The sequence below is a fragment of the Paraburkholderia sp. FW306-02-B genome (genome assembly GCF_058782725.1).
In genome coordinates this window covers 2,997,070-3,012,694 of the sequence record NZ_JBYSXZ010000001.1, presented here as the reverse complement: position 1 = coordinate 3,012,694, position 15,625 = coordinate 2,997,070, and the positions used below count along the sequence as shown (strand labels likewise).

The window sequence follows — 15,625 nt, the reverse complement described above, 5'->3', positions numbered from 1 at the left end:
GGAGCGGCCGGGTAGCCCGGCCCCGCTCAGCTCGCGATGCCGTCCGGCTGCATGCGCGCCTCGACCCGGCTGCGCATGGTCTTGCGATACCACAGTGTCCACAGCGTCAAGCCGCCGTAGATGCCGTAGCCGATGAACGGCGAGACCACCAGGAAGCGCTCGATCGGCCACGTGAGGGCCATCCACGCACGCAGCGCGGTTTCGCCGGTCAGGCCGACGCCCCACACCAGCGTCATCAGCCGCAGCGAAGTAGCGAGAGCGGGGCGCTCGCGCCACAGTGCCTCGAAGCGCGCTGCGCCGCCTTCCATTTCACGGGCGACAGTGGCGCGCGCGAGATAGAAGATCAGCGGACGGCGCATCGGCAACGACAACAGAAACACCACGCCCACCGCGCCGGACACCAGCGACTCACGCAGCAACAGCATGCGTGGACTGCCACCCAGCGCCATTGCCGCGACCGACAGTACGATGCCGGCCACGACCATGACGCTCAATGCGTCGACGCGGCGGAAGCGCGCCAGTTCGATCAGGCTCCAGACGATCGGCGGCGCAGCGGATGCGATCAGCGCGCCTGTCTCGCCCAGATGAGGCAGCGCGAACCGGTAAGCGAGCCACGGCAGCAGGAAGTTGACGGCCAGTTCCAGTACAAAACCCGGGCGGAGCTTCATATGAATTTACGCTGTAAGCGAAAAACTGCAGTACCGATGAACTGGCCGTTCACGTGCAAATAGTTTTTCGCATCGGTGGGCGCGGTCGCTAGCCGATAGTCGTCGCCGGTAGTCGATCCGCCCTGTGTACACTTGCGGTTCTTAGCCCCTTTTTGCGCCATGACCTCCCGTTATCCGATCCCGCCGAATGAAATCGAATTGACCGCAGTGCGCGCGCAAGGAGCGGGCGGTCAGAACGTCAACAAGGTGTCGAGCGCCATCCACCTGCGTTTCGACGTTCAGGCTTCGTCGTTGCCGGAAGTGCTGAAGATGCGTCTGCTGGCGTTGTCCGACCATCGGCTCACGCGCGACGGTGTCGTGATCATCAAGGCGCAGGAGCATCGCACTCAGGAGATGAATCGCGCGGCGGCACTGGCGCGGCTCGATGAACTGATCGAAAGCATCAGCGTGACGCGCAAGCCGCGCGTCGCGACCCGGCCGACGCGCGCGTCGAATCTGCGCCGCCTCGACGGCAAGGCGAAACGCAGTGAGATCAAATCCGGCCGCGGCCGGGTGGACGATTAACGCTTAGCGCTTGCCGCCCCGGCCTGCGGAGCGCGTGCCGTTCGGCGAGGATGTCGGCACGAAGTCGACGCAAAGCACGTGGGTGTCGCCGTCGCGCTCGAACGCGATCGCGGCGGTATAACAGTCCTCGCCGTCGGCCAGCGAATAGTGCGGACCCATCATCGCGACGCGTCCTGGCGCGGCCAAAGCGTGCTTGAAATAGGCACGCCGCGACCAGTTGCTGCGCGTATCGGTGTAGAGCGGCGCGAGCCGCAGCGGTGGCGGCGGCACCGAGGCGGCCGTTACCGATGGCTGAGTCTGTTCGCCCTGAGCGTCGGTGACGAACACCCGGCGCGCCTCGCGCAAATGCCAGATATTTTGCGCTGCCTGGCGCAGATCGCCGGTCGCTTTGAACGCGTCGGCGGCGGCCAGCACCGCTTCGGCGAAACCTTCGAAGCCGAGCCGCTGGTGGCTGGCATGGGTGCGCTCGTAATCGGCGAACTTGCTCCACATCGATTCGATCAGCGCGGGCACCTTCGCGCACGCTGCCTGCACCGAGCCCTTCGGCTGGCCGAGCCAGAAACCCTGCACAAAATCGACGTCGGCCTGCATCAGGATCATCAGTTCTTCGTCGGTTTCGACGCCTTCGGCCAGCACCAGCGTGCCGGACTGATGCAGCATCGCGATCAGGTGGCCGATCATCGAGTCGTCGCCTTCGCGCTTGCCGGCGCGCGCTACCAGCGAGCGGTCGAGTTTGACGATGTCGGGGCGGAAGCGCCACACGCGGTCGAAGTTCGAAAAGCCGGTGCCGAAGTCGTCGATCGCGATCAGGAAGTCACGCGGCTGCGAGGCGGCGAGCATACTCGCGACGGCGGATTCGTCGTCGGCCGGCTGTTCGAGCACTTCGATCACGATGCGCTCCTGCGGCAGGCCGAAGTGCGCCGAAAGCTCGTCGATGAAGATACGCTGCGGCCAGCCGGTTTCGAACACCTGTGGACGCGTATTCAGAAATAGCCAACCGGTCTCGATGCCTTGCTCCATGAAATTCGCCACATGCAGGCAGCGCGCGATGCGGTCGAGTTCGCGGGCCTCGGCGGCCGAGCGGGTACCGGAAAACAGCACCTCCGGCGACACCGGCAAGCCGACCGGATCGAATGCGCGCAGCAGTCCCTCATAGCCGACCACGCATTGATGCGTCACCGACAGCACCGGCTGGAACACGCTGTGCAAGGTCAGCGCGCGCCATGTCGCGGTCCAGCCGGACTCGTCCCGGACCAGATGCGGGAGCAGGCCGCTCAGGGTCAATTCACTGACGGTTGGCATAAGGGCGGGCATGAGAGCGGGCATAAGGACATCACAGCAAGCGGGTGATGGGGCGCACAAGCAGATTTTGCGCGCAACGGATGCACAGCCCAAGCGTTGGCAGGGTGATGCGGGGAAGGCCCGGGAACGCGGAGAGCGATGCCAGCCATGCTGGACTCCGGCGGATTAGTCAAACCAGTCTAACAGTTCGCACTTCGCATGAATGTGCGGGTTATCACAGACGCGGGCAATGGCCGATTCGCGGCAAACCAGCCACCGGCGCGCGGGTTAGGCACGGCTGCGCGGGCGTCTGCGAGCGCTTCGCAGGCGTTTGCCTGGCGCATCTGAGCCCATGAGCCGAGCCCATGAATCAAGCGTATGAGTCAAATGTATGAGTCAAATGTATGAGGCCCAGCGTAACAGGGCGGCAAGCGGATGCCCGCCAAACTCCAGGTGAGGACGGTGCTCAGACGTTTAGCGGACGGCAGGTCTTTGGCCGCCTGCACGTTTGCCGGGCGGCGGGTATGCTGCTGCTTTTCGTGAAACGGAGATCAAGCATGGCGGAAATCGCGGTGGTCGCAATCTCGGTGGCAAAGCCGGGCTATGAAGAGCAATTGCGTGAGGCGCTCGAGGGTATCGTCGGGCCGACGCGCAAAGAGCAGGGCGCGCTTCAATACGACCTGCATCGCGACGTGCAGGAGCCGCGCCGGTTCGTGTTTGTCGAGCGTTGGGAAAGCCAGGAAGCGTTGGCCGCGCATGCCAGATCCGCGCACATCGCGGCTTACAGGAAAACGGTTGCGGATTGGGTCGAACACGCGGAAATTCGCGTTGTGTCGAAGATTGCGTAGAGAGAGTAAAGCGGAGTGCAAAGCGGCTGAAAGGCGGTTCAGCGGGATGTGAACCGCCCGGTAACGGCGAGCGGGCTGGCTGGCCAGATCTGGTCTGTGCGTCGCTCGCCGTTTGCTTTTAGTGAGTTGCTTGCGGGACGTCGAGAATCAGGATGATGGTCCAGTCGGCGTCGCCATCGTGATGATATTGGCGCTCGGCGACGATGAACGGTTGCTGCTTGCCGTCCGGGCCGAGAAACAGCACGTCACCTTCCATCGGCAGGCACTCGACGGGCGGCAGCGCGAGGAACGCTTCCTGACCGCCGCGCGGCATCAGTTTTTCGATTTTGCGGGATGCTGCTTCAGTCCATTCGATATCTAGCTGGATGTTGCTCATGCTGTCCTCCGCACCAAGGTGCGCACGGGTTGGGGGGATTCCGGCTGGGCTTCCGGTCGGTGCGCGACTTTAGCATACCGTCCGCCGTGCGCAGGGGTGTGTGACGCACCGGCAGCCCTTCTTCAACGAGGCCCCGGCCGGCGCGCCACGCATCGAACACTGCCAAGTCCATTAGACAACAAAAAAGCCGAAACCGGCGGTGCCGGCTTCGGCTTTTCACCTTCGCGGCGAGGCCGCAGGTGACGCGGTCAACTACGTTACGAACTCGCGGCGTCGGCCTTGGCGGCCTTCTTATGATGATGCGGGGCCATCTTGTGTTGTTTGGCCGGCATGGCCGGTGCGCTTTCCATTGCCTGTTGCCGGTTTTGCAAATCTTGCGCACGCTGTTCGACGTCGGCGGCCTTGGCCGGATCGGTGCTCATCGTGACGCCGTTGTCCTGCGCATAAGCCGCGCCCGTTACGGCGCTGAGGGAAACCAGGATCGCCAGGGACACTTTCTTCATGTTACCTCCGTAGAGTGGTTGTGGACCCGAGTACTTGCCTGTCCAATCGGAAAGACAATGCATTCTAGCGAGCAATATCCGCTCCAGCGGACATTTTGTAACGGCGATGACAATTCGTTACACCTTGTTACTTTCAGCCCGCAGCCAATACCGGTCACGAGATTCCATATAACTCGATCGCGTATCGCCGACGCTGAAAAATATTCGCATCTCTAAATAAATAACGTTCCCGTTGCAGCGGTCATTCAGAACCAGCCGATTGCACGATAGACGTGAAATTGCGCAATTCCAATGAGTTCGTGCAGCGCGATCTCTGCGTTCACAAGGTTGTCATAGTGCGGCAGTAGACCGAGACGTGCGTGCCGCGCACTGGAGATCAGCGGTTGCGGCGCGAGCCCGAAGCGCTGGAAGTCGAGCAACGCGCGAGGCATCTGATACGCGGAGGTGACGAGTATCAACGAACCGTAGCGTGCGCGTTCGACGATAGCCGATACGTTGCGCGCGTTTTCGTAAGTCGTGCGGCTGCGGTTTTCCAGCACGATATCCGCGCGCGGCACCTGTTTGCGCAGCAGGTAGGGCAGGTAAGTATCGGCTTCGGTCGCTCGATGCCGCTGTGGATTGCCACCGCTCACGATCACCTCGCACGTCGTTGCCGTGCGTTTGCACGCGGCGTAGTTGTCAGCGCTTACGGCGATGCGCGCAAGCACGTCGCGCGGCGGAACCAGCACGTCTTCGTCGTCGTATTCGGTGCCGCCGCCCAGCATGATGATTGCCGTGCGCGGCGCGAACCTCGCGGGTGCGTCCGTCTGCCGATGCGGCTGTGCCAGCTCGAGCAACGGAGCAGTCAGCCAGCCGGCGGCGAGCAGCCAGAACAGGGTGATTGTGCAAACGGCAAGGTGTCGGCGGGCGCGTTTCCATAGCACGATTGCTGCAAAAAAAAGCGCTAATAAAGTGAATAGAATCAATTTAAATGGGGTAACGTATGACTTTCGGGACAATCCACTGGCTTGCTATCGCGCCGCAGCGGTTGCATCGTCGGCTTGTGGACAGAACGCTATCATGCGTTGAGACGGGGATCCTGAAAAACAAGACCAAGCAGCATTTGGCGGGAGCTAGCATGCATCGCATGCAGCCGGTTTTCAGCCATAAGCGGATGCTATGCGCATCACTGGTGGCGCGGTGACGTGTTGGGCAAAGATGTGTCATAGCTGCACTTTAAGAAAGAAGTGAGATGACCACGTATTCCAACGAAGCGGTACTTGAAGCGCTGCGGCGGGCGCAATATCGCCAGGTGCCATGGGCCAGACGGCCGGGCGTCTTCCAACATCTTCGGGCGCTGGGCTTGATGGACACGGTCCGACAGCGCACGGTCGCGCCTGCTCCGGGTTTTCATGCCCCTGTCGATATTGCCGTGCTGACCGAGCGGGGCAGGGCCGAGTTCGCGCGACTCGAGCACGCCGAACGCCTGCTGAGTTGGGCTGCGCAGCGGATGAACGACTACGTCGTCGCGACAGCCGACACGCGCCCAACAGCCGCTCTCGAAGTCAGACCTTAGGGTCGCTGAGCGGGCTTGCACTGTTTCCCCGGCCGCATGACGCGGCCGGCGGCAGTTTTATTCTCTGCTGTTTCGCGGGCACGACGCGTGCCGTCCCTCCTGTTCTGGCGAAAAAAAAGCCCGTATCGCGAGGATACGGGCGTACCGGAATTACTACTGCCACGCTGTGCTTATGGCATTGAATGAGACTGGTGAAGCGCCAGGTGGTTCCCCCGATCGCTTAATTCGTACTACAGCGCACTATCATCACGACGTCTGACGCATGAAACGCCTGCGTCTAGCGGCGTCGCGTCGGATCTTCGCGTGGCGGCTCCGGTCGTGTGCGGACATTGCTTGCGATATCGCCGCGCAAATCGCCTCGCGGCGCCGGCGGCGTGAAGCCGCGGTTGCGCGTTTCGCTTTGTTGCGAGGTGTCAACGGAGGCCGTGTGATCCGGCCGCCAGTTCCACCCTTGTGGGCGCTGCTGTGCGAGCGCCGGTGCGGCCATTGATGAAACGACAATGCCGCACAGAAGCAGTGACATTGGTTTCATGCTGAGCTCCCGTCAAGCCGATCGACTCAAGGCCTGTTTGCATATCCATACGGTATGCCGAGTAGCGAAAGCACGCTGTAAGTAATAGTAAATGGATGTTTCACCCGCAACATTCGTGCGGCTTCAGGCATCTGAAACCGCACGACGGCAAACGCGGGGAAGCTGAAGCGGACGACTACGATGGGCGCGCCGGGGAGCGGTGCCCATGACAGGCCGGTCGAGCGTGTGAACGCGTGGCGGCCTGGATACACGCCGGGCGCCCGCAGGCGCCCGGCGGCAAAACAATTCGCGTCAGGCCATCTTGACCGGCGCGCGCCACGATTCCGGATTGGTCCAGAATGCGCCGCGCAGACGGTCGCGGCTCGGCGGTGCCGGCGGTTTCGCAGCGGTCGCGCCAATGCGTCCGCGCAGCGAAATTTCGCGGCCGCTCGTGCCGAGTCGCTTAACTATTTCGGCGAGCGTACCATCGGCTTGCCACTCGTCGAAGCGGCGGCGGCAAGTCGGCGGCGACGGATACCGGCCGGGCAGCTTGGACCAGCCTTCGCCCGTCGACAGCACCCAAAGCACAGCGTTGACAACCGCGCGCGCTTCCACACGTGGTCGACCGCGTCGTTCACTCCGTGCTGGCTCCGCACAGAACAACGCCTCGACCAGCGCCCACTCGTTGTCTCTCAAATCGTCGAACAGCATCATGTTTCACCTCAGCGAAGCTAACTCCGGTGCGCTGCCCCGCGCCGCGCACTCTCCATGCACTCGATAGGCGAGTGCCAAGGGGGGTCGGGCTTGCCACGGTCTGCTATGCAGTCAGATGTCATGGCGCCGACCCTGTGTGCATGTAAATGCAGGAAGTGTGCCAAGTTAAGTCCAACTGCCTGAAAGCCCCGTAACAGCGGGCCAGCGCGGGCGCTAGCTAGGGGCGTATAAGAATCCAAAAAACCCATCTCGCAAATCGGGACAATCACCAATCTTGTGCAATCAAGCCCGGCCAGCGTGCGTTTGCGCCTTATTGCTGCAATGCGGCGACATAATCCAGCACGGCTTCTGTGCGACATTTCGCCATACAATGCGCATCAAACGATGTTATTGATGAGGTCGGTAAATGAATGTGACGCTGCGCCAGCTAAGGGTTTTCATCGAGGTCGCCCGTTTGCAGAGCTTCAGTCGCGCGGGCGATGAGATCGGCCTGACGCAATCGGCGGTCAGCCGCTGTGTGCGCGAACTGGAGGGCGAAATCGGCCTCAAGCTGATCGACCGCACCACGCGTGAGGTGCAGCTCACCGACGTCGGCGGCAATCTGGTGTCGAGCGTGTCGCGGCTGCTGACGGATCTGGATGACGCGCTGCGCGAGATTCGCGAAATCGGCGAGCAGCGGCGCGGACGCGTGGTGGTCGCGGCCAGCCCGACGGTGGCCTGCCGGCTGATGCCGGGCGTGGTGGCGTCGTGCGGCCGGCAATTCCCGTTCATCGCGTTGGGTTTGCGCGACGACGTGCAAAGTGACGTGGTGCGCAAGGTCAAGTCGGGCGAAGTCGATTTCGGCGTCATCATCGGCCCGTTTTCCGCCGACGACCTCGTCAGCGAATCGTTGATGACGGATTCGTTCTGCGTCGTGTCGCGCGACGACCACCCGCTGGCGGCCGAAGAGCAGGTGGCGTGGACGGACCTGGATGGTCAGCAACTCGTCATGCTCGATTACGCGTCGGGCAGCCGCCCGATCATCGACGCAGTGATGCAGGAGTACGGCGTGAGCGCCACGGTGGTGCAGGAGTTGGGGCATTCCGCGACCGTGTTTGGGCTGGTCGAAGCGGGCGTCGGCGTGAGCGTGCTGCCGTGGCTGGCGTTGCCTTTGCCGGCGGGGGCTTCGCTGGTGGCGCGGCCACTGGTGCCGCGCGCCGAGCGCACGGTCGAATTGGTGCGGCGGCGCGACCGGTCGCTGTCGCCGGCGGCGGAGGCGGTGTGGGGCTTGATCCGGCAATTGCCGGCGCGGGCAGAGGATCTGGACTGACGTACGGATCAGCGCGGGCGCGCGGTTGCTGTTGCCAGGGGCTCCGCTGCGCCTGCTGGTTTGACGACTTCGCCGTCCCCTTAAACAGGCGCCGCGCTAAACTGTCGCCTTTCCTGAACCTCAACCTTTACCCGTCACCCGTGTGGAAGTCTCGATGAGCGAATCGGATCTGCCTGTGCCATCCGTCCCGAACGCGCGCGATGCCGTGCGCGCACTGCGTCCTTCGCAGATCCGTGAAGTCGCCAACGCCGGTTTCGGCGTGGCAGACGTGCTGCCGTTCTGGTTCGGCGAGTCCGACCGGGTGACGCCGTCCTTCATCCGCGACGCCGCCGGTGCCGCGTTGGCCGCCGGTGCAACCTTCTATACGCATAACCTGGGCATCGCGCCGTTGCGTGCCGCGCTCGCTGACTACGTCAGCGAACTGCACGGGCCGACTGCGCCCGATAACGTCGCGGTGACGAGCGCGGGCGTCAACGCGCTGATGCTGGCCGCACAACTGGTGGTGGGCGCGGGCGACCGCGTCGTCGCGGTGACGCCGTTGTGGCCCAACCTGGTCGAGATCCCGAAGATTCTCGGCGCGCATGTCGAAACGGTCGCGCTCGGTTATGGCGAGCACGGCTGGCAACTCGATCTCGAGCAATTGCTGGGGGTCCTCACGCCGGACACAAAGATGTTGCTCGTCAACTCGCCGAACAATCCGACCGGCTGGGTGATGAGCCGCGACGAGCAGCGCGCCGTGCTGGCGCACTGCCGGCGCCACGGCATCTGGATCGTCGCCGACGAAGTCTACGAGCGCCTTTACTATGAGGACGTCGGCATTGACGCCAGCGGCGCCCGGTCAGGCACCGCGCCTTCGTTTCTCGATCTGGCCGCGCGCGACGAGCGCGTGATCTGCGTAAACTCGTTCTCGAAAGCATGGCTGATGACCGGCTGGCGGCTTGGCTGGATTGTCGCGCCGGCCGCGCTGATGGACGATCTGGCCAAGCTGGTCGAATACAATACCTCGTGCGCGCCCGCTTTCGTCCAGCAGGCGGGCATCGCGGCCGTCCAGCAGGGCGAGCGCTTCACGCAGGAACTGGTGCGCGACCTGAAGGCGTCGCGCGACCATCTGGTGCAGGCGCTGTCCGCCGTGCCGGGCGTCGACGTGAAGGCGCCGCCGGGTGCGATGTATCTGTTTTTCTCCATGCCGGGGGCCTCGCGCAGTCTCGAGTTGTGCAAGGCGCTGGTGCGGGAAGTGGGTCTAGGCGTAGCGCCCGGCAGCGCGTTCGGTCCGCAGGGCGAAGGTTTCGTGCGCTGGTGCTATGCCTGCGACACGGCGCGGCTGGACGTGGGCGTCGAGCGTCTGAAGCGTTTTCTGGCACAGCACGGCGCGCCGCATTGAGCGTTGGCGGTGAAGCGGGGAGCGGGGCGGGTTGCCTGTCCATTTCCGCCCGTTTCGGCAATAAAGCAGGTGGGCCGAGGCATACGCGGAAAATGCGCCGGGGATTTCGTCTTTACGCACCGATTGTTTTTGCGTAATATGGCGCTCAGTCACGCGATTCCTTTCAGGAATTTCGCTGCTCCGTCCGGCTGGGTTTGGCTCGATTGCCTGTTTCGCCTCCCCCCGGTGCGTGCTCCCATCAATATGACCGATCAGAATCGGGCGAGCGCGTCTTCAGTTCCACATCGTCTGTTTGATCCGGTTCTTTGACCCTAACTCATAAGGTCGACCTGGCTGCATGAATACCCAAGAGGCGAAGATCGTCCTCGAGACTGCTTTGATCTGCGCGCAGGAGCCGTTAAAGCTCGGCGAACTGCGCAAGCTCTTTGCCGACGGCGTGTCGGCAGACACCGTTCGGACTTTGCTCGAAGACCTCAAGCAGGATTGGTCTGGGCGCGGTGTGGAGTTGGTCGGGCTGGCCTCGGGCTGGCGGTTTCAAAGCAAGCCCGCGATGCGTTCGTACCTGGATCGTTTGCATCCCGAGAAACCGCCGAAATATTCGCGCGCGGTGCTCGAGACGCTCGCGATCATTGCGTACCGGCAACCGGTGACACGCGGCGATATCGAAGAGATTCGCGGCGTCACGGTGAATACGCAGGTTGTCAAGCAGCTCGAGGATCGGGGCTGGATCGAAGTGATCGGCCATCGTGATGTGCCGGGCCGTCCGGCGCTGTACGCGACCACGCGGCAGTTTCTCGACGACCTTGGGCTGAGGGCGCTCGACGAATTGCCTCCGCTTGCCGATCCGTCGGCGCAGCTGAATGCGGATCTGCTCGGGCAGCACGCGATCGAGTTCGCCGATGCTGAAGCCGCGCAGGCGCAGGACTCGGGCGAGGCGGTTGCGCTCGAAGCGGATGCGGAATCTGCCGCAGTCGAAGCCGAGGCGGTTGCGGCCGAATCCTTTGGCGCGGCTGTGAATGGTGCGGAACAGGATGCCTCGCAATCAGCAGGGGAGACGCTGCAGACTGAATCCGTGGACTCAGCGAGTCACGGCGATGGCGGCCATGTCGAAGCAGATGCGGCAGCAGGAGAGGAAATCACTGAGGAGCGTCAAGCGCCGCTCCATCGGCCGCAGCATGCCGAGCCGGCAAAATCAGCCGACAGCGCTGCGGACACCGCAGCCACACCGGCGGCGCACGAACATGTTGTAGAAGCGGCACACGTTGAATCGCAAGCCGGCGGCGCCGAGCCTGCATTGAATCACGATCCGGTCTCCCAGGCCGATCCGGCAATACCCGCGCACGACTCGGGCGTACTCCGCGATACGGAGCACGCCGCCGAGCCGAACCCGACCACAGCGGCGCACGGCGATCCTGAGGGTCGCCGCGATGCCGCACAGGACGCAGGCGTTCTAACCGACGACGAACCCGAGTCGCGCAGCGCCTGACGTAACCGAACTTTTTTGCCGTGCCCGCAACGGGCGCGCGCGACCTGACATTTTGAGGTTGTTTTGACACATACCCACGACACCGATTCGTCCGAATCCGAGCGCGCCGTGCCGTCGGCTCGCGCCGACGAAGCGCGCACCACGCAAGCGTCGGCAGGCGAGGGCGAGCGCCCGGCGCAGACCACGGAAGCAGACGGTGAAGACCGTCCGCGCCGTGGCCTGCGTCGCGGGCCGCGTAGCCTGATCGCGCGGCGCCGCGCCGGCGCGAAGACGAAAGGCGCCGAAGGCGCGCCGGTCGTCACCGAAGCGCCGCCGGACGGCGAGGTGGTCGCGCAGGTGCGCATGCCGCGCAAGGATGCGGGCGCCAAGGGCCAGGGACCGCGCCGCAACGCGGGCGGCGCCAAGCGCGAGGGCGCATCTCGTGAGGGGCAACGCGAAGGTGCTCCTCGTGAAGGTCAGCGCGAAGGCGTTCCTCGCGAGCGTCAAGCGCGCGAAGGCGGTCAGCGTCAGAACCACCGCCGCGGCGGCGAAGCGCCGGCGGCGGCTGCGGCATCTGAAGCGGGTCAGGACGATCTGTTTTCGTACGTCACATCGCCCGCCTTCGATGCGGACAACAGCACCACCGGCGGCGTGCGCGCCCCGATGCTGCGCCGTGGCAAGCCGGCCGCGCCCAAGCGCGTGCTGGCAGCGGACGATGACGCGCCGAAGCTGCATAAGGTGCTGGCCGAAGCCGGCATGGGCTCGCGCCGCGATATGGAAGAGCTGATCGTGGCCGGGCGGGTGTCGGTGAACGGCGAGCCGGCCCATATCGGCCAGCGCATCATGCCGACCGACCAGGTCCGCATCAACGGCAAGCCGGTCAAGCGCAAGCTGGCCAACAAGCCGCCGCGCGTGCTGCTGTACCACAAACCGACGGGCGAAATCGTCAGCCATGCCGATCCGGAAGGCCGTCCGTCCGTGTTCGACAAGCTGCCGCCCATGAAGACCGCCAAGTGGCTCGCGGTCGGCCGCCTCGACTTCAATACGGAAGGTCTGCTGATGCTGACCACGTCGGGCGATCTGGCGAACCGTTTCATGCATCCGCGTTATAGCGTGGAGCGTGAATATGCGGTGCGCGTGGTCGGCGAGCTGGCTGAAGGGATGCGTCAGAAGCTGTTGCACGGCGTCGAGCTGGAAGACGGTCCGGCGAATTTCCTGCGCATTCGCGATGGCGGCGGCGAAGGCACCAATCACTGGTATCACGTCGCGCTCGCCGAAGGGCGTAACCGCGAAGTGCGCCGCATGTTCGAAGCGGCCGGCCTGATGGTCAGCCGCCTGATCCGCACGCGTCACGGTCCGATTTCGCTGCCGAAGGGTTTGAAGCGCGGCCGCTGGGAAGAACTCGAAGACAACCAGGTGCGCGCGCTGATGGCGTCGGTCGGCCTGAAGGCGCCGACGGAAGAACGCGGCAGCCGCAGCTCGGCGCCGGAGCGCAAGCAGCCGGATCCGATGCAAACGTCAATGGGCTTCATCAGCCGCGAGCCGGTACTGATGTCGCATGGCCGTTTCGACCAGCAGCAACCGCGTAGCCAAGGCCGGCGCGGTGCGGCGGGCGGCGGCTTCGGCGGCGGCGCGGGCTCTGGGTCAGGTTTCGGTGGCGGCTACGGTAATCGCGGTGCTGGCCGCAGCGCTGGCGGTGGTTTCGCCGGGCCGATGGGTGGCGGCGCGGGCGGTCCGCGTGGCGGCCGTGATGTCGACGGCAATCGCGCGCCGTCGGGCAATGGCAATCGCGCCGCGAGCGGCGGTAAGCGCGCCGGTGGCAGTGGCGCCAATCCGGGCAGCGGCGGCGGCAACCGCGGACCGGGCGGTAATCGCGGCGGCAACGCCAACCGTGCAGGCGGCGGCAACGCCAATGCGGGCGGCGCCAATCGTGGTAGCGGCGCGCCGCGCGGCCGCTCGCGTGGCCGTTAAGTCAAAGTCGTAGCAGGCAAGGTAGCCGGCGCGGTCGTTCGTCTTTAGCGATCACGCCAGGCCGCCGTGAGAATCGATCGACGAGCGCCGCAGGTTTCATCTAACGCATGAATACAGCGGCCTGTGCATAAATAGGGGCAGATTTTCTCGCAAGATTCATCGGCCGCCGCAGATGAGCGGTGCGAGCCACCTTGCAAAAAGGTGGGGCTGCCGCCATATCGTTGGCATAGCGTCGAAAGATTGCCATGAAATCAAGCGGAAATGCGCTTCGCGCGGCGTTCTGCGGTTTGCGTTTGTCCCGAAAAATGGCTACAATCGCAGAGTCGCTGGGCGTGCGGCTTTTCATGTGCGGCTCAGGTGCGACCACCGGCAATAAGATGATGGGCGTTTAGCCCATTTTTTTTTGCCGCTCGGTTCATCGTGGTTCGGCATCTCGGGTAGCACGAACGTGCGCCGGCTTGGCGCGCGGCCCGCATTGGTTGTTTGCAAACAAGCGGCAGGCTCGCCGCGCGAACATCTTAGAGGGCACTGTGCAACTGACGGAACTGATTGAAACCACGGTCGTGGGACTCGGCTACGAGCTCGTCGATCTCGAGCGCACCGGGCGCGGCATGTTGTGTATTTATATCGACCAGCCGGCCGGCATCGCGATCGAAGACTGCGAGAAAGTCACGCGTCAGCTCCAGCACGTTCTGACGGTCGAAAATATCGATTACGAGCGGCTTGAAGTGTCGTCGCCGGGTCTCGACCGCCCGCTGAAGAAACTGGCGGATTTCGAACGCTTCGCAGGCAGCGAAGTGGTAATCACATTGAAAAAGCCATTGGACGGACGGAAATCGTACCGGGGCATTCTGCATGCTCCGCAAGGCGAGACGATCGGTCTGGAATTTGAAGGGAAGGAAGGCGCCGCGATGCTTGATTTCACGCTCGCGGACATGGATAAAGCACGCCTCGTTCCGAAAGTTGACTTTAGGAGCCGCAAACAATGAGTCGCGAAGTGTTGATGCTGGTGGATGCGCTGGCACGCGAGAAGAACGTCGATAAAGACGTGGTATTTGCCGCGCTCGAGGCGGCCCTCGCTTCGGCCTCCAAGAAACTCTTCGAAGAAGACGCGGACATCCGCGTCCAGATCGACCGTGAAAGCGGCGAACACGAAACGTTTCGCCGCTGGCGCGTGGTGCCGGACGAAGCCGGTTTGCAGGAGCCGGATCAGGAAATCCTGCTGTTCGAAGCACGTGAACAGAAGCCGGAAATTCAGCTCGACGAATACATCGAGGAACCGGTGCCGTCGATCGAATTCGGCCGTATCGGCGCGCAGGCTGCCAAGCAGGTGATCCTGCAGAAGGTGCGCGACGCCGAACGCGAACAGATTCTGAACGACTTCCTCGAGCGCGGCGAGCACATCATGACCGGCTCGGTCAAGCGTCTGGACAAGGGTAACTTCATCGTCGAAACCGGCCGTGTCGAAGCACTGCTGCGCCGCGACCAGCTGATTCCGAAGGAAAACCTGCGCGTGGGCGACCGTGTGCGCGCCTATATCGCGAAGGTCGATCGCACCGCGCGCGGTCCGCAGATCGAGCTGTCGCGTACGGCGCCCGAATTTCTGATGAAGCTGTTCGAAATGGAAGTGCCGGAAATCGAACAGGGCCTGCTGGAAATCAAGGCGGCGGCGCGCGATCCGGGTGTACGCGCCAAGATCGGCGTGGTCGCTTACGACAAGCGCATCGATCCGATCGGCACCTGCGTCGGCATTCGCGGTTCGCGCGTGCAGGCCGTGCGTAACGAGCTCGGTGGCGAAAACGTCGACATCGTGCTATGGTCGGAAGATCCCGCTCAGTTTGTGATCGGCGCGCTCGCGCCGGCAGCCGTCCAGTCGATTGTCGTCGATGAAGAAAAGCATTCGATGGACGTCGTTGTAGACGAAAACGAACTGGCGGTCGCGATCGGCCGCAGCGGCCAGAACGTGCGTCTTGCCAGCGAACTCACCGGCTGGCAGATCAACATCATGACGCCGGACGAATCTGCGCAAAAGCAGAATCAGGAACGTGGCGTACTGCGTGACCTGTTCATGGCGCGTCTCGATGTCGACGAAGAAGTCGCCGACATCCTGATCGACGAAGGCTTCACGAGCCTCGAAGAGATCGCTTATGTGCCGCTCAACGAGATGCTCGAAATCGAAGCATTCGACGAAGACACCGTTCACGAACTGCGTAATCGCTCGCGCGATGCGTTGCTGACGTTGGCGATCGCGAATGAAGAAAAGGTCGAGAATGTTGCCCTCGACCTGAAGAGCCTGGAAGGCATGGACGCCGACCTGCTCGCCAAGCTTGCCGAACATCAGATCCAGACGCGCGACGAACTCGCCGAACTGGCTGTGGATGAACTGGTCGAGATGACCGGAATGGAAGAGGATGCCGCTAAGGCGTTGATCATGAAAGCACGTGAACACTGGTTCCAGTGAGAAATGACCATGGCGCAC

At 63.4% G+C, this 15,625-nt stretch carries 16 protein-coding genes and 1 pseudogene; 9 read left to right on the top strand and 8 right to left on the bottom strand.

Annotated features, from left to right (window positions below; translation table 11 throughout):
• Positions 1-26 precede the first annotated feature (26 nt).
• Positions 27-668 (bottom strand): VC0807 family protein, encoded by a 642-nt coding sequence (locus AC3WOG_RS13405; protein WP_492578452.1) that lies wholly within the window; start codon positions 666-668, stop codon positions 27-29.
• A 159-nt stretch (positions 669-827) separates the two neighbouring features.
• Here AC3WOG_RS13405 and arfB point away from each other — a divergent pair, with 159 nt between their 5' ends.
• The gene (gene arfB / locus AC3WOG_RS13400) at positions 828-1,232 is read left to right on the top strand and encodes an alternative ribosome rescue aminoacyl-tRNA hydrolase ArfB (protein WP_492578451.1); all 405 of its coding nucleotides are present in this window, start codon (positions 828-830) and stop codon (positions 1,230-1,232) included.
• Positions 1,233-1,235: 3 nt separating this feature from the next.
• Here arfB and AC3WOG_RS13395 read toward each other — a convergent pair whose 3' ends face one another.
• Positions 1,236-2,534, bottom strand: coding sequence for an EAL domain-containing protein (locus AC3WOG_RS13395; protein WP_492578450.1), 1,299 nt, complete (start codon positions 2,532-2,534; stop codon positions 1,236-1,238).
• A 536-nt stretch (positions 2,535-3,070) separates the two neighbouring features.
• Here AC3WOG_RS13395 and AC3WOG_RS13390 point away from each other — a divergent pair.
• Positions 3,071-3,361, top strand: coding sequence for a putative quinol monooxygenase (locus AC3WOG_RS13390; protein ID WP_492578449.1), 291 nt, complete (start codon positions 3,071-3,073; stop codon positions 3,359-3,361).
• A gap of 118 nt (positions 3,362-3,479) precedes the next feature.
• Here the strand turns inward: AC3WOG_RS13390 and AC3WOG_RS13385 are convergent, their stop codons facing one another.
• The 3 genes from AC3WOG_RS13385 to AC3WOG_RS13375 all read right to left on the bottom strand — a co-directional run bounded on the left by AC3WOG_RS13385 (position 3,480) and on the right by AC3WOG_RS13375 (position 5,205).
• Positions 3,480-3,737 carry a hypothetical protein gene (locus tag AC3WOG_RS13385; protein WP_007182306.1) on the bottom strand — a complete coding sequence of 86 codons (258 nt, stop codon included), beginning with the start codon at positions 3,735-3,737 and terminating at the stop codon, positions 3,480-3,482.
• A 257-nt stretch (positions 3,738-3,994) separates the two neighbouring features.
• Entirely contained in the window at positions 3,995-4,240 is a 246-nt protein-coding gene (locus AC3WOG_RS13380; RefSeq protein WP_492578448.1) for a hypothetical protein, read from the bottom strand.
• Between the two features lie 245 nt (positions 4,241-4,485).
• Entirely contained in the window at positions 4,486-5,205 is a 720-nt protein-coding gene (locus tag AC3WOG_RS13375) for a YdcF family protein (protein WP_492578447.1), read from the bottom strand.
• A gap of 266 nt (positions 5,206-5,471) precedes the next feature.
• Between AC3WOG_RS13375 and AC3WOG_RS13370 the strand changes: the two genes are divergently transcribed.
• Positions 5,472-5,795 carry a hypothetical protein gene (locus AC3WOG_RS13370; protein ID WP_492578446.1) on the top strand — a complete coding sequence of 108 codons (324 nt, stop codon included), beginning with the start codon at positions 5,472-5,474 and terminating at the stop codon, positions 5,793-5,795.
• 277 nt (positions 5,796-6,072) lie between these two features.
• Here AC3WOG_RS13370 and AC3WOG_RS13365 read toward each other — a convergent pair whose 3' ends face one another.
• Positions 6,073-6,327: a hypothetical protein gene (locus AC3WOG_RS13365; RefSeq protein WP_492578445.1), complete on the bottom strand. Its 255-nt coding sequence runs from the start codon at positions 6,325-6,327 to the stop codon at positions 6,073-6,075.
• Positions 6,328-6,621: 294 nt separating this feature from the next.
• Positions 6,622-7,017: pseudogene (locus tag AC3WOG_RS13360) on the bottom strand (transposase); the annotation flags it as partial.
• 409 nt (positions 7,018-7,426) lie between these two features.
• Between AC3WOG_RS13360 and AC3WOG_RS13355 the strand changes: the two are divergent.
• The 4 genes from AC3WOG_RS13355 (at position 7,427) to rluB (ending at position 13,146) form a co-directional block, all read left to right on the top strand.
• Positions 7,427-8,329: a LysR family transcriptional regulator gene (locus tag AC3WOG_RS13355; RefSeq protein ID WP_492578444.1), complete on the top strand. Its 903-nt coding sequence runs from the start codon at positions 7,427-7,429 to the stop codon at positions 8,327-8,329.
• A gap of 154 nt (positions 8,330-8,483) precedes the next feature.
• Positions 8,484-9,710 carry a pyridoxal phosphate-dependent aminotransferase gene (locus tag AC3WOG_RS13350; RefSeq protein ID WP_492578443.1) on the top strand — a complete coding sequence of 409 codons (1,227 nt, stop codon included), beginning with the start codon at positions 8,484-8,486 and terminating at the stop codon, positions 9,708-9,710.
• Between the two features lie 337 nt (positions 9,711-10,047).
• Positions 10,048-11,196 carry an SMC-Scp complex subunit ScpB gene (scpB, locus tag AC3WOG_RS13345; RefSeq protein ID WP_492578442.1) on the top strand — a complete coding sequence of 383 codons (1,149 nt, stop codon included), beginning with the start codon at positions 10,048-10,050 and terminating at the stop codon, positions 11,194-11,196.
• A gap of 63 nt (positions 11,197-11,259) precedes the next feature.
• Positions 11,260-13,146 carry a 23S rRNA pseudouridine(2605) synthase RluB gene (rluB, locus tag AC3WOG_RS13340; protein WP_492578441.1) on the top strand — a complete coding sequence of 629 codons (1,887 nt, stop codon included), beginning with the start codon at positions 11,260-11,262 and terminating at the stop codon, positions 13,144-13,146.
• Positions 13,147-13,246: 100 nt separating this feature from the next.
• Here rluB and AC3WOG_RS13335 read toward each other — a convergent pair whose 3' ends face one another.
• Positions 13,247-13,492 carry a hypothetical protein gene (locus AC3WOG_RS13335; RefSeq protein ID WP_492578440.1) on the bottom strand — a complete coding sequence of 82 codons (246 nt, stop codon included), beginning with the start codon at positions 13,490-13,492 and terminating at the stop codon, positions 13,247-13,249.
• A gap of 184 nt (positions 13,493-13,676) precedes the next feature.
• Here AC3WOG_RS13335 and rimP point away from each other — a divergent pair, with 184 nt between their 5' ends.
• Together rimP and nusA are read left to right on the top strand one after the other, a co-directional pair.
• Complete coding sequence (gene rimP / locus AC3WOG_RS13330; RefSeq protein ID WP_007182297.1) at positions 13,677-14,135, top strand: ribosome maturation factor RimP; 459 nt, start codon at positions 13,677-13,679, stop codon at positions 14,133-14,135.
• Positions 14,132-15,607 (top strand): transcription termination factor NusA, encoded by a 1,476-nt coding sequence (gene nusA / locus AC3WOG_RS13325; RefSeq protein WP_341312467.1) that lies wholly within the window; start codon positions 14,132-14,134, stop codon positions 15,605-15,607. The genes rimP and nusA overlap by 4 nt, the downstream gene beginning before the upstream one ends.
• The last annotated feature ends 18 nt before the right edge of the window (positions 15,608-15,625 follow it).